The organism is Nonomuraea lactucae (assembly GCF_003313395.1).
In the GTDB taxonomy this organism is placed as follows: Bacteria; Actinomycetota; Actinomycetes; order Streptosporangiales; family Streptosporangiaceae; genus Nonomuraea; species Nonomuraea lactucae.
Genome location: NZ_QNFZ01000994.1, coordinates 1 through 12299, shown reverse-complemented (window position 1 = coordinate 12299; position 12299 = coordinate 1). Strand labels below are relative to the sequence as shown.

Here is a 12299-nt window from a genome sequence, read left to right as displayed (position 1 = left end):
GATCACCCACCCCGACGCACCGTCGTCCGCCGGGGTTGGCTGCCGTCTGCATGCTTGCTCTCCGATTTTCGGATTAGATTGGCCTATGGAGCTTAGGTGGAAGGGTTACACGAGCTCCCGGGGGTGGCCATGATGTGCGATATGGGCGCGATGGGTGCCGCCACGCTCTTGTGGGTCGTGGGCACGTTGGCCGTGCTCGCGCTGGTAGCGGCCGCGACAGTGTGGGTGGTGCGTTCCTTGACCACCACCGCCAAGGGCAACCAGCAGTTGCCGGTCGACGCCGCGCAGGAGGAGTTGCGCCGCCGGTACGTGGCCGGCGAGATCGAGCGTGAGGAGTTCCTGCAGCGCAAGGTGGACCTGGAATCGTGAAGGAGAGGCGCGGTGCGCAGATTCGGTGAGCTGGAGGCCGCGATCATGGACGTGATGTGGGGCGCCGACGGGCCGTTGCCGGTGCGCGAGGTCCTGGCCCGGCTGCGCCCGGACCGGGAACCGGCCTTCACCACCGTGCAGACGGTGATGGACATCCTGTACCGCAAGGACTGGGTGGAGCGCGAGCTTCAGGGGCGCGGCTACCGCTACTGGGCCAAGGCCAGCCGGGAAGACTACACAGCTGGCCTGATGGCCAGCGCCCTGCAGGCCAGCCCCGACCGGGCCGCCGCGCTGGCACGCTTCGTCGAGCGGATGGACCAGGCCGAGATCGACGAGCTGCGAGCCGCGCTGGCGGCCGCCAAGTCCGGCGAGCCGGAGCCATGACCGCCGCGGTGCTGCTGACGGCCTACGCGCTCGTGCTGGCCGCGGTAGCACCTGCGGCGCTGCAGCGGGCCTCGTGGGTGCATCGGGCGCCGCGGCAGGGCATCATGGCCTGGCAGTCGCTCAGCATCGCGGTGGTCGCCGCGGTGGTGCTGGCCGGACTGTCAGTGGCGGTGCCCGCCAGCGCTTGGGGCGCCGATCTGGCCCGTGCGCTGAACGCGTGCGTGATGATGCTGCGCGACTCCTACGCCACCCCGCAGGGTGGGCTGGCCATCACGGCCGCCCTGCTGGCCTCTGCCGCGATCACGGCGCGGCTGACCTACAGCCTCGGCGCGGAACTGATCCGCACCTGGCGCGAGCGGCGCCGGCACCTGGCCGTGCTGCGCATGGTGGCCCGCCGCGACGAGCGGCTCGGCGTGCTGGTGGTCGACCACGGCGCGGCCATCGCCTATTGCCTGCGCGGCGGCCCGATCGTGCTGAGCACCTCGACGCTGGCCGCCCTGGACGAGCGGCGGCTGGCAGCGGTGCTCGCCCACGAACGGGCCCACCTGCACGGCCGCCACCACGTGCTCACCGCCACCGCCCGAGGACTGCGGCGCGCCTTCCCGTTCGTCGCCCTGTTCGCCACGGCCGAGCAGGAGATCGACCGGCTTACCGAACTGGTGGCCGACGACGACGCCGTCCACGCCACCGCTGCGCGCCATCGCCAGCCTGTCCATCGGCGTCTCGTAAGCGCCGCAGCTCACTCGGGCTCGCGGGTTCTGGCAATGACGGCCGGCAGAGCGTCGGCCTGGTCTAGCGCGGGGCATGATCACCAGGTCGGGCAACCACCGAAACCTGTCCGATCCTCCCCGTGGGCCTACCATTCATTTCTGAAGGCCAGCCTTCGGCTCACCCGCGCGGCGCGTACATGATCATCAGGACGCCGGCCAGGCAGATCAGCGCGCCGATGACATCCCAGCGATCGGGCCGGAACCCGTCGACGGCCATGCCCCACGCCAGCGAGCCTGCGACGAAGACGCCGCCGTAGGCGGCCAGGACGCGGCCGAAGTTCGCATCCGGCTGCAGCGTGGCCACGAACCCGTACAGGCCCAGCGCGATGACACCGGCACCGATCCAGGCCAGGCCGCGCTGCTCGCGTACGCCCTGCCAGACCAGCCACGCTCCGCCGATCTCGGCGAGCGCGGCCAGGGCGAACAAGAACAGGGAACGGAGGATCGTCATGGCTGGTAGTACAGCGCATCCCGGTGGCAGGGCCGTCTGGTCACCGCCGCGGTTGCTCCAGTGTGTGGCGGGTGGTCAGCATCCGCATCCGCTCCCGCCGCAGCCGCAACGTCCCCCGGCGGCCGCCAACCGGGCGGTGCGCCGGCGGTGCAGCCACCACATGCCCGCGGCGGCGGCGATCAGCACGCCGGCGATGGCGAGCAGGGTCTGTTCGGCCAGTGCGGCACCAGCGCCGGTGAGCAACCCAGCCCCGATCAGCAGCGGCAGGGCGCAGCAGACCGCGCACGCCAGCACCGCCAAGGCGATGACCTTGCTACGCCGCGGCGGCCCGCCATCGTCCGGCGTGCGCTCGTCTGGCGCGCCGTCAGATTCAATGAGGGGCACCGTGACGGGGGGCCGGGTGGTTGCACTGTAGTCGTGGTGGCTGCTCACGTGGTCAGCTCTCCTCGGGGGTGCGGCCTGCGGCCAGGTCGGTGAACGGAAGCGGGCAGTCAGGGCAGGTGCAGTGGGTCAGGCTGTCGCAGCCGGCGGCGACCACCTGGGTCAGCGCGGTGCGGATGGTGGTCAGGTCGGCGATCCGCGCGTCCACCTCGGCGATCTTGGCCTGGGCGCGGGCGCGCAAGTCCGGGGTGGGGTGACCGCGCCGGCCGGTGTCGATCAGCTCGGCCACCTCCTCGAGGGTGAAGCCGAGCCGCTGGGCGGCTTTGATCACCGTGAGCAGAGTGACGGTCTCGGGGGGGTAGGCGCGGTGCCCGCCGGGACTGCGCCGCGGTTCGGCGATCAGCCCGCGGCGCTCGTAGTAGCGCAACGTCTGCAGATTGACCCCGGCCCGCTCGGCCACCTGCCCGCTGCGCAAGTACGGTCCATCGATGTCCTGCTTCACGTCGGCCGCCCGACCGCGACGGCCACGCGGCTGCCCTCGAAGGCCGGCAGGGCCTCGGCCGACAGCTGCCCGGGCACGTTGCGCGCGCCGGGGATGTGCTCGGCGGCGAAGGCGTCGTCCGGCAGCGCCTCCACCAGCCGCACGGCCCCACGCTCCAGCAGTGCGAGCAGGTCCTCACGCGTGACGCGGTCCATCACATTCCTCTCCAGGGGTCTAGCGCGGCCGCTTCACCCCGAGGCCGCACCGGCGCGCGACTGCAGCGCATCCAGCACCCTGACCTGCTCCAGCGGCACCGCCACCTCCAGCGCCAGGCTGCCATCGGCGATGGTGAGGGTGAAGGTGAAGAACGAGCAGCAGCCGTTCTCCCGCCCCGTCAGCTCAGCGGCCCGCGCGGCATTGTCGGGGCTGAAGACGAGCTCCAGCCGCAGCCGCGTGCGATCCGGCCGCGCCACCGCCTGCACCACGTCGGCGAACAGGGCGTCGAACTCGGCCACCCGCAGCGGCTGCTCGGCGGTGGGAAGCGTGCACGCCGAAGGCACCCATTCCTGGTCAAGGGGGATGTTCTGTGTCATACCTCGACGGTAAACCTGTACCTAGGTACCGGATGCAAGCCCTCAAGCCGTAGCGTCGAAATCCGATCCGATCCTCCTCGAGGGCCTACCGCTAGTTTCTGCACTCATCCTCCTCGGAGGCCGATAGGCGACAGCATGGGCAGCTCTCGGGCAGCCGCCTCCGGCCGGCTGCGGCATCATCCTGCCGGGCAGTGAGCGGTAGGGAGCGGGCGAGAACAACCTCAGGGAGTCCCATGCGTGCTGCCAGGCTCCGCCCGGTTGCTCCGCGGCGTCGAGGATGACGAAGTCGGTTCGTGCGCGGCGCAGGTAGTAGCCCGCCGCCAGCCCGGCAATGGCCTCCACCGATGACCAGGACGTCGACCGCGCGCCTCATCCGGTGACGGCGGGTTCGGCCAACGGGGTGAACAGCTCACCGAGCCGGGCCACCTGCTGCGGGATGATCCAGTAGTAGACCCAGGTGCCACGGCGCTCGCTACCGATCAGCCCGGCCGTACGCAGGACTTTCAGGTGGTGAGAGATGGTGGGTGCGGTCAGCTCGAAGGCATCGGTCAGGTCGCAGACGCAGGCCTCGCCGCCTGGGTGCGAGCCGATCATGGACAGCAGGCGCAGCCGTACCGGGTCGGCGACAGCCTTCAGGAGCGCGGCCAACTCGGCGGCGTCGGTCTCCGACAGCGGTTCGCGTGCGATGGGGGAGCAGCACGTTCCTGCGATGGCGGTCACGACGACTCCTCCTGTTTTGACAGTTGTCTAAATGATAGACGTCGGTAGACGGCCAGCGCGAACGCGGCGACCATGCATGCTGCGGCGACGGCTGCCATCACCCAGGAGTATCCGGCGGCTTGAGCCACAGCCACAGCCCCGAGTGGGGCCAATGCCTTGTCGGCGACGGAGAACATGGCGATGCGTCCAGACAGGCTGGCATAGATGGCGGTGCCGTACTGCTCGACGAGCAGGTGGGGCAGGGTGATGGTGCCGACGCCGAAGCCGATCCCGAACAGCAGCACGCACGCGATCGCCCCCGATGCCGTGGCGCCGATCAGGGGCAGTAGCAACGCGCCCGCGCCTTGGAGGGCGAAGATGGCGGCCGCCACGGACGCGGCAGGCCAGCGGCGGCGCAGCCCCGTGGTGACCAGGCGGCCGGTCACCGACAGCACGCCGAGCAGCCCCGCGACGGTGGCGGCGAAGACCGGCGTGTGGCCGAGGTGGACGAGGTAGGTGACCAGCAGCACGGCGACGGTGGCCGCCGCGCCACCGTGTGCGGTGAATGCGGTCGCCAGCAGCCAGAACGGCCGTGCGCGGACGGCGGCCTTGACCACATCGGTATGGGTGGCGGCCTTGGTGGTGGAGGCATGGCCGGCGGGGCGGCGCAGGACCAGGGCATGGAGCGGGATCGCCGGCAGCCCGTAGCCGATGGCCAGGATGACCAGCGTTCGACGCCAGCCGTACTGCTCGACCAGCAGGCCAGTGAGCGGCAGGAAGATGGAGGAGGCGAACCCGGCGACGATGGTGAGCGCGAGGAGCGCATTGGCCCTGCCGTGACCGTCGAACCAGCTGACGATGACGGCGAAGGCCGGCTCGTACAGCACCATGGCCGAGGCGATGCCGATGGCGAGGAAGACGCCGTACAGCTGGGGCAGCGTCTCCACGCGCGACCAGGCGAGCACGGCCAGCGTGCCGAGCACCGAGCCCGCCGTCATGAGGGTACGGCCGCCGTGAGCGTCGAGCCAGCGGCCGACCAGGGGCGCGCACAGCGCGGTGGTCAGCACGGCCAGGGTGAGGGCTGCGGCCACCTGAGTACTGCCGACGGCCAGGTCACGCTGAAGGGGGATGAGGAGGACGGAGAAGGCGTAGTAGAGGACGCCGTAGCCGACGGTCTGGGTGATGGCCAGGGCGGTAAGGATGCGCCGACCATGGGTGAAACGGGACCCGCCGCCGCTTCCGATGGTGGGAGCGGCGGCATCTGCTGTTGAGCTCACTTGTCCCTGCCTGCGCTGGCGATCAGGTCGCGACCGTCTGCCGTCGACTCCGAGCGGCCGGCGGCCTCGGCTATGAAGCCTTGGGCGTGGAGCCGCCAGGCCAGGGTTCCGGCCATGCGGGTGATGGCCCGGGGGTAGCCGGGGTTGGAGCTGGGGCGACGGGTGGCGAGGAGTTCGTCCGCCAGCCTGTCGATGGGGATCGGCTCGGTGTCGCAGACGATGCGCAGGGCTTCCTTCTTCGCCGCCGTGGGGTATCCCTCGGACACGTTCCACCTCTCGCAGGTCAGCCGCAGCAGCTTCCGCCGCTGGAGGCGGAGACGGTGGCGAACGGTAGCGGGGTGGACAGCAGGCCGCCGCTGATGCCGGTGGCCAGGCCGACGCGCTGCTCCTGGGCTTCGGCCAGGGAGGAGGAGCACACGCCGGTCTCGGGCAGTTCCAACTGGACGTCCCGGGCGGCCTCCCAGTCGCCGGCCACCGCGGCGACGACGGAGCGGGCCTGCTCGTAGCCGGTTGCCATGAGGAAGGTCGGGGCGCGGCCGTAGCTCTTGACGCCGATGGCGTAGTAGCCGGGCTCGGGGTGGGCCAGCTCGTCGACGCCGTGCGGTGGGACGGTGCCGCAGGAGTGTTCGTTGGGGTCGATGAGCGGTGCGAGCTCGCGGGTGGAGCCGAGGATCGGGTCCAGGTCCAGCCGCAGTTCGGACGCGATGGAGTGGTCGGGGCGGTAGCCGGTCGCGCTGACGATCCGGTCCACGGTGACCGACTGCTCGACGCCGGACGGGTCTCGGCTGATCACCTCCAATCCCTGGCCGGTGGCGTGTACGCGGTGGGTGAAGAAGCCGGTCATGAGCTGGACGCGGCCGGAGGTGACGAGGGCGTGCAGGCGGGTGCCGAGCGCGCCGCGAGCCGGCAGAGCGTCGGCGTCGCCGCCGCCGTAGGCGCGGCTGGCGGTGCCCGCACGGATTGCCCAGGTGATCGGGGTATCGTCCAGTTGGGCGAGGGCCAGTAGAGTGGTGGCGGCCGAGTGGCCTGCGCCGACGACCAGGACCCGCCGGCCCTCGTAGCGGTCACGGTCGGCGCCGAGGACGTCGGGCAGGGCGTGGTCGATCAGATCGGCGGACGTCTCCTCGCCGTGGGCGGGCAGGCCACTGGCGCCGAGCACGTTGGGGCTGAGGTAGGTGCCGGAGGCATCGATGACGGTGCGGGCCTGCAACTCGCTGCCGTCGTCCAGGCGGATCAAGAACGGCGCCTGCTCGCGGCCCTCGGTGCGGACGCGGTCGTAGCCCAGCCGGCTGATCGCACTCACCTTGGCGCCAGTGCGCAGGCGGTCGCCCAGGAGCTTGGCCAGCGGGGCGAGGTAGTCGGTGATGAGTTCGGCGCCGGTGGGGAGCCAGTCGGGGTCGGGCGCGATCCAGCCGTCGGCCTCGAGCAGGCGGCGGGCGGCGGCGTCGATGTCGTACTTCCACGGGCTGAAGACCCGCACGTGGCCCCACTGGGCGATGGAGGCGCCGGCCTGCAGACCGCCCTCCAGGACGAGGAAGCCGACGCCGCGTTCGGCCAGATGTGCGGCGGCGGCCAGGCCGACCGGGCCTGCGCCGATCACCACGACGGGGAGGTCTGCCGGGCTGGACTGGGTGGACGTCTGCTCGATCTCGATGGCGGCGGGGCCGCAGCAACCAGCACTCATGGAGGTCTCCAGGTTCAACGAAGCGTCAGGTTGTGGGTACGGGCGCGCTCGACGACGCCGAGGACGCGGCATGCGGCGTCGCAGACCTGCGAGCACCGCAACTCCTCAGATAGAAGTTCGTCTAAGTAGGGCCGAGTCTGCAACAGGACTTTGAAGCTTGTCAAATTAGACTCTCATCTAAACAATGAGGAGGAGTGGCTGCGTCCTTCGTCGATGAGCGGCGTCTACCTCTGCGACACGTTCACCAACATCCGAGAGGGGCGATCATGACGAACTGCTGCACACCCGAGGCTCAGGCCACCTGTTGCCCGCCCGAGGCCAAGGCCGCCTGCTGCGACGCTGCTCAGGCCGGCGAGGCGACCGAAACCGCTGAAGCCGCGACGGCAAGCACCTGCGGCTGCCAGTAACCCGGCCGGAGGGGCTTCGGCCCCTCCGGCTTTGCGCGAAAGGAGTTCGGCCCGGTGCCGACACGGACTGATGACCTGGTCGAGGCATGGCATGCCATGCGCGAACGGCTGCTCGCCTTCGTCGCCTCCCGCGTGGACACCCCACAGGACGCCGAGGACATCGTCCAGGAGGTGTTCATCAAGATCGGCAAAGGGATCGGTGGGCTGCGTGATGAGCAGAGGCTGGAGGCCTGGATCTATCAGATGACGCGCAATGCCGTCGTCGACCATCGGCGCGCGCTGGCCCGCGCTGGGAACCTGCACGTTCGCCTGGTCGCGGAACGTGCCTGGCAACCCGAGGACTCACAGGTGGACGATCATCCTCCCATGTCCGCGCTGACCGGGTGCCTGGCGCCCTTGCTGCGGCGATTGCCTGAGCGTGACCGTCAAGCCATCACGCTGGTGGACTACGAGGGGCTGACCCAGGTCGAAGCCGCTCGCCGGGCAGGCATCTCGGTGTCCGGAATGAAATCACGCGTCCAGCGCGCCCGCAGTCGGCTGCGCGAACTGCTCACCGATTGCTGCATGATCGCGATGGACGTTCGCGGCGGTGTGCGGGAGGTGCAGGCGGAGGGGCCGTGTCCATGCGCCTGCCGGGATTGACCGCGGCCAACTCGGCCCCTCACTCGCACCCGCGGCTGGGCGCCTCCTCGGGAGGCGGCGAGCAGCAGGCGTTGAGGCTGATCTGCAGGTCCGACAGCGCCTTGCCGATGCGGGCCGGGTCGGCGCGATAGTAGACCGTCTTCCATTCCCGCCGGGAGGTCAAGACCCCGCCGTCCCGCAAAGTCGCCAGTTGGGTGGAGGTGGCCGACTGGGCCAGTGACATGCGCTCGGCGACCTCGTTGACGGTCAGCTCCATACCGCCGACGAACAGAGCCATGATCTGCTGACGGGTCTCGCTGGCCAGCGCCTTGAGCAAGCCGCGAGCCTCGTCGCTCAGCTCGATCGCATTCGTCGCCATGGTCATAGCATCACCCCGCCTCCATCATATTGTGTTTTCTGGATATGACGATACGATTCGGCGTCATGGACATCATCGTCATCGGTGGCGGCCAGTCCGGCCTGGCCGCTGCTCGCAACTTGCTGGATGTCGGTCTGACTCCGCTGCTGCTGGAAGCGACAGATCAGGCCACCGGCTCGTGGTCGCGCTACTACGACAGCCTCACGCTGTTCTCTCCTGCCCGCTACAGCTCGCTGCCCGGCATGGCCTTTCCCGGCGATCCAGACCGCTACTCGCACCGCGACGAGGTCGTGGCCTACCTGGCCCGCTACGCCCGCGAGCTCTCCCGCCTGGGCGCCGAGATCCGTACCGGCGCCCGCGTCGTCGCCGTGGAGAGCAGCGAGGAGGGCTTCACGGTACGGCTGACCGAAGGCACCGTCCTGACCGCGCCGGGCGTGATCGCCGCCAGCGGCTCCTTCGACAACCCCCACCTGCCCCTCCTACCAGGCCAGGCCGACTTCACCGGTCAGATTCTGCACACCGCTGCCTACACCAGCCCCCAGCCGTACGCGGGCAAGCGAGTCATCGTGGTCGGCGCCGGCAACTCCGCCGTCCAGATCGCCTACGAGCTCGCGAAGATCGCCACGGTGACGCTGGCCAGCAGGGAGCCGGTCCGCTTCCTCGAGCAGCGCCCGCTGGGCAAGGACGTGCACTTCTGGTTCAACGTCACTGGCTTCGACCGGCTCCCCGCCCGGCTGGTCAGCAGCCCGCCCACCAGCCCGGTCCTGGACGCGGGCATCTACCGCCAGGCGCTGCGGGACGGCCGCTTGGAACGACGCCCGATGTTCACCCACTTCGACGGCGAGGCGGTCGTGTGGCCCCACGGCGTCCGCGAACCCATTGACGTGGTGCTGCTTGCCACCGGATACCGGCCGAACCTGACCTACCTGGACGGGCTCGGTGCCCTCGATGACAACGGCTACCCGCGCCATGATCGGGGCCTGTCCACCACCCATCCCGGACTTGGTTTCCTCGGCCTGGAATGGCAGCGCAATCCGGCCTCCAACACCCTGCGCGGAGTCGGTCGCGACGCCCGCTACCTGGTCCGCAAGCTGAAGAGCCACCTTGACCTACGCCGCTCGCCAGCGAGCGTGTAGGGATGGACGGCGATCCGAAAGCTTTAAGGGTTCACGTGACCCTCTTTCACTCGGGATGGCCAGAGTCGGACGAGACACCCTGTATGCCAACCAACATAGGTGCGCGGATACCTGGCGATCCTCGCATTACCCCCTGAGAAAGCGTGTCGACGCTTGGTCACACGTCTGCACCACGGCGCCAGTGGCCAGGTCGCTTCAATCGACTCGGGCGGGCCCGGCGTGCTCTCCAGGCGTAGGCGACGTGAGGCCCTGCACGGCCGGTCCGTATCGGGGAAGCGTGATGAGGGAGTAGCGGCACGAGCGTGAGCGCGGACCTTCCTACTTATCGTGCTGTCGGCGCACCATCTCGGTGATCCAGATGGGCGCGAACGGAGATGTGCAGCCCGGGGAAGTCGGGTAGTCCTTGAGCACCTCCAGGCGCTCACCGATGTCGATTGCACGGGCGCGGTGCTCGGCGTGCTCGATCCCGATCTGAGCCAGGCAGTGGTTCATCGCCCACTGCAGGCGATCCGGGGCGCCTTTCATCTCCGCCTCGATGACGTCGAGCAGTCCTGCGAGGTCGAGGCACTCGGGCTTCTTCGATACGCGTTCGGCGGTCAGCGCCCAGCCGGCACTGGCGACGACTGGATCCGGATCGGCGGACCAGGCCAGGCGCAGCTCTTCGGAGTGCGGGTTCTTCTTCACCACATAGTTCACGAGCCAGTCGTGCACCTTGGGTGTGCGCGCCTCGCGCAACATGATGTCCAACTCGTCACGCTCGAACGCTTTCGGGCGGCAGATCAGGATCGCCAGCAGTCTCGCCGCGGTGTCATCCGTCGCCCAGAGCTGGCGCGCGAGTTCCTGCTGCGTCTTCAGCCGCTTCGCGAGCGCGCGCAGCTTGCTGAGGTTCACACCGTGATCGTCACCGTGTTTCTCGTTCACCTCACGTGTCTTCGGGTCCTCGAGCTCGGCCAGCTCGGCCATCACCTCGGCCACCATCGTCGCGGTCAGCGTCGTCTCGGCCACCTCAGCCTCCTGTCCATCACGTGCGAGGTGCAGCCTACGACGGAAGGCTCATGGCGTGGATCGTACGCCTCGAATCGGCGGACCCCGGCAGGAATCATCTACGAGGATGACGGACAGGTGGTCGTCGTTCCTCGCGAGATCGGGTAGGCGTGCTCCGGCTCGTGCCGGTCGGCGGGCAGGAGAACCTCCACGACGGCGAGCAGTCGGCCGGAGGCATCACGGACTGCGCCGAAGACGCCCAAGAACGGGACGTTCTTGGGCATTCCCAGTTGCTAGACCTCGTCGGCCGACGGCATAGGGGCAGTGATCTGCTCCACGATGTGATCGAAGCGCGCACCCTTTCGCGCCTGAAGATACTCACGGAAACCCTGGCGCAACGGCACACCGCTGGTGAGATCGGTCCCTTCGGACAGTTCCAAGGGGAGCCAGAGCGACACCACCTCGGTCGGCTCGCCGTCACGCGTGGTCAGCCGCCGCCGTACGAACGCCTTGCTCTTGGGCCGTACATCGAACAGAACGGCAAGGAGCTTGGGCGCGGCCACTGCGGCCACCTCGACGATCTCACCCGTCGATTCGGTCTCTCGCCGAGTGAGATACGCCTGGCGGGGACGCTTCTGTTCCACAGAGGCCATGGCCGGCCGCCCAGGCACGAAGCGACCCTTGCCCTGCTAGGACTCGATCCCCCCTTGCTCACGCAGCACACGCAGCACACGCATGGTGGAGACCACGGTGGGACGGGAGACGCTGAACTCCTGGATGAGCTGGTTCTCGCTGGGAAGAAGCGTGCCCGGCGAGTACTCTCCCGACTCGATGCGCCTCTGAAGAGTCATGGTCCCCACCGCCGCCGGAGGGGACCGGCGCGCCTCGCCGCGCCCATCTCACCTGGTCATGTATTCGGCCAGGACGTTCGCCAGCGCCGTCGAGCGCCCTTACCCTGGCTCGCGCGACGATCGAGGCACTCACCGGGGCGTCGCACCACATCAGGGCGAGGGTGCTTCGCCAGATCGCCTGATTACTCGCCACTTCGAACGAGAACTTACAACGATGTCGCGCATCCGTGCCTCGGGGCGCGGGCGATCTTCACCATCATGCCAGCGTGCCAGTGGATGGCTGACATTGCCGGCATCGGACTTCGCTTATGGCCCGGTCAGCGTGAGCGCTACAGCAACCTGCGCAGGGCCGGCAGGGAAGAAACTGCCCGGCCGGCCCTGCCGCGTCAGGTGCGCAAGGGGCCGGGCGTTCCCGTCAGCCGTCCAGGAGCTGCAGGTCGAGCCGTTCGAGGTGACCGGGGTCAGCGAGAATGTCGATTGCGGTGATCTTCCCGTCGGTGATGGTGAAGCCGAACACGACGCGGGGTTGTCCGGCCGGGGCCCACACCAGTCCGGGCGCGCCGTCGATGAGGGCCAGTCGCGCGGCCTTTGCGCGTCCGGCGAAGCTGCGGGCCACGGCGTGTGCGCCGCGGGCTGCGTCCGCGCCCGACTGCGCGGCCGTGGGGTCGCTGCGCAGCACGGCATCGGAGGCCAGCAGCGCGACCAGTGCGTCAAAGTCGCCGCCACGTGAGGCAGCCAGGAAAGCCGCGACGAGCCGGCGGTGGCGGGCGACGTCGGGTTCGCCGGCCGCTGAGGCTCCCTGCACTCGGCGGCGGGCGCGGCTGGCGAGCTG

21 protein-coding genes are annotated in these 12299 nt (G+C 69.4%); 5 read left to right on the top strand and 16 right to left on the bottom strand.

Annotated elements, in window-relative coordinates; all coding sequences use genetic code 11:
- Positions 1-96: 96 nt before the first annotated feature.
- From DQW85_RS35740 to DQW85_RS35730, 3 genes are read left to right on the top strand one after another with little or no spacing between them, the layout of a single operon-like run.
- Complete coding sequence (locus DQW85_RS35740) at positions 97-369, top strand: SHOCT domain-containing protein (RefSeq protein ID WP_240197651.1); 273 nt, start codon at positions 97-99, stop codon at positions 367-369.
- Positions 370-381: 12 nt separating this feature from the next.
- Positions 382-753 carry a BlaI/MecI/CopY family transcriptional regulator gene (locus tag DQW85_RS35735; RefSeq protein WP_113704170.1) on the top strand — a complete coding sequence of 124 codons (372 nt, stop codon included), beginning with the start codon at positions 382-384 and terminating at the stop codon, positions 751-753.
- Positions 750-1664, top strand: coding sequence for a M56 family metallopeptidase (locus DQW85_RS35730; RefSeq protein WP_113704169.1), 915 nt, complete (start codon positions 750-752; stop codon positions 1662-1664). Before DQW85_RS35735 ends, DQW85_RS35730 begins: the two co-directional genes overlap by 4 nt.
- Here the strand turns inward: DQW85_RS35730 and DQW85_RS35725 are convergent.
- The 10 genes from DQW85_RS35725 to DQW85_RS35680 all read right to left on the bottom strand — a co-directional run bounded on the left by DQW85_RS35725 (position 1642) and on the right by DQW85_RS35680 (position 7089).
- Entirely contained in the window at positions 1642-1974 is a 333-nt protein-coding gene (locus tag DQW85_RS35725; RefSeq protein ID WP_113704168.1) for a YnfA family protein, read from the bottom strand. The genes DQW85_RS35730 and DQW85_RS35725 overlap by 23 nt on opposite strands.
- A gap of 75 nt (positions 1975-2049) precedes the next feature.
- Positions 2050-2406, bottom strand: coding sequence for a hypothetical protein (locus tag DQW85_RS35720; protein ID WP_113704167.1), 357 nt, complete (start codon positions 2404-2406; stop codon positions 2050-2052).
- 4 nt (positions 2407-2410) lie between these two features.
- Entirely contained in the window at positions 2411-2857 is a 447-nt protein-coding gene (locus DQW85_RS35715; protein ID WP_205315655.1) for a MerR family transcriptional regulator, read from the bottom strand.
- Complete coding sequence (locus tag DQW85_RS35710) at positions 2854-3051, bottom strand: rhodanese-like domain-containing protein (RefSeq protein WP_113704166.1); 198 nt, start codon at positions 3049-3051, stop codon at positions 2854-2856. Before DQW85_RS35710 ends, DQW85_RS35715 begins: the two co-directional genes overlap by 4 nt.
- Positions 3052-3084: 33 nt before the next feature.
- Positions 3085-3429 carry a hypothetical protein gene (locus DQW85_RS35705; protein WP_113704165.1) on the bottom strand — a complete coding sequence of 115 codons (345 nt, stop codon included), beginning with the start codon at positions 3427-3429 and terminating at the stop codon, positions 3085-3087.
- 42 nt (positions 3430-3471) lie between these two features.
- Positions 3472-3771 (bottom strand): NAD(P)-binding protein, encoded by a 300-nt coding sequence (locus tag DQW85_RS48355; RefSeq protein ID WP_420819207.1) that lies wholly within the window; start codon positions 3769-3771, stop codon positions 3472-3474.
- Between the two features lie 27 nt (positions 3772-3798).
- On the bottom strand, positions 3799-4140 hold the full coding sequence (locus DQW85_RS35695) for an ArsR/SmtB family transcription factor (RefSeq protein ID WP_420819208.1): 342 nt from the start codon (positions 4138-4140) through the stop codon (positions 3799-3801).
- Between the two features lie 5 nt (positions 4141-4145).
- On the bottom strand, positions 4146-5405 hold the full coding sequence (locus DQW85_RS35690; RefSeq protein WP_113704163.1) for an MFS transporter: 1260 nt from the start codon (positions 5403-5405) through the stop codon (positions 4146-4148).
- Positions 5402-5671: a hypothetical protein gene (locus DQW85_RS35685; protein WP_113704162.1), complete on the bottom strand. Its 270-nt coding sequence runs from the start codon at positions 5669-5671 to the stop codon at positions 5402-5404. Before DQW85_RS35685 ends, DQW85_RS35690 begins: the two co-directional genes overlap by 4 nt.
- A 17-nt stretch (positions 5672-5688) precedes the next feature.
- Positions 5689-7089 (bottom strand): FAD-dependent oxidoreductase, encoded by a 1401-nt coding sequence (locus tag DQW85_RS35680; RefSeq protein WP_113704161.1) that lies wholly within the window; start codon positions 7087-7089, stop codon positions 5689-5691.
- 461 nt (positions 7090-7550) lie between these two features.
- Here DQW85_RS35680 and DQW85_RS35675 point away from each other — a divergent pair, with 461 nt between their 5' ends.
- Entirely contained in the window at positions 7551-8138 is a 588-nt protein-coding gene (locus DQW85_RS35675; RefSeq protein WP_113704160.1) for a sigma-70 family RNA polymerase sigma factor, read from the top strand.
- Between the two features lie 19 nt (positions 8139-8157).
- On the opposite strand, the gene DQW85_RS35670 is transcribed toward DQW85_RS35675, so the two are convergent.
- On the bottom strand, positions 8158-8496 hold the full coding sequence (locus DQW85_RS35670; RefSeq protein WP_240197650.1) for an ArsR/SmtB family transcription factor: 339 nt from the start codon (positions 8494-8496) through the stop codon (positions 8158-8160).
- 65 nt (positions 8497-8561) lie between these two features.
- On the opposite strand from DQW85_RS35670, the gene DQW85_RS35665 reads away from it, so the two are divergent.
- Entirely contained in the window at positions 8562-9632 is a 1071-nt protein-coding gene (locus DQW85_RS35665) for a flavin-containing monooxygenase (protein ID WP_205315654.1), read from the top strand.
- A 318-nt stretch (positions 9633-9950) separates the two neighbouring features.
- Here the strand turns inward: DQW85_RS35665 and DQW85_RS35660 are convergent, their stop codons facing one another.
- The 5 genes from DQW85_RS35660 to DQW85_RS35645 form a co-directional block, all read right to left on the bottom strand.
- On the bottom strand, positions 9951-10595 hold the full coding sequence (locus DQW85_RS35660; protein ID WP_205315656.1) for a DNA alkylation repair protein: 645 nt from the start codon (positions 10593-10595) through the stop codon (positions 9951-9953).
- 140 nt (positions 10596-10735) lie between these two features.
- Entirely contained in the window at positions 10736-10900 is a 165-nt protein-coding gene (locus DQW85_RS45080; RefSeq protein WP_162795647.1) for a hypothetical protein, read from the bottom strand.
- Between the two features lie 9 nt (positions 10901-10909).
- Positions 10910-11260 (bottom strand): UTRA domain-containing protein, encoded by a 351-nt coding sequence (locus DQW85_RS35655; RefSeq protein WP_162795646.1) that lies wholly within the window; start codon positions 11258-11260, stop codon positions 10910-10912.
- A gap of 45 nt (positions 11261-11305) precedes the next feature.
- Positions 11306-11467 carry a GntR family transcriptional regulator gene (locus tag DQW85_RS35650; protein WP_162795645.1) on the bottom strand — a complete coding sequence of 54 codons (162 nt, stop codon included), beginning with the start codon at positions 11465-11467 and terminating at the stop codon, positions 11306-11308.
- Positions 11468-11882: 415 nt separating this feature from the next.
- Positions 11883-12299, bottom strand: a 417-nt coding sequence (locus DQW85_RS35645) for a sigma-70 family RNA polymerase sigma factor family protein (RefSeq protein WP_476703626.1), incomplete at its 5' end; no start/stop codon positions are given.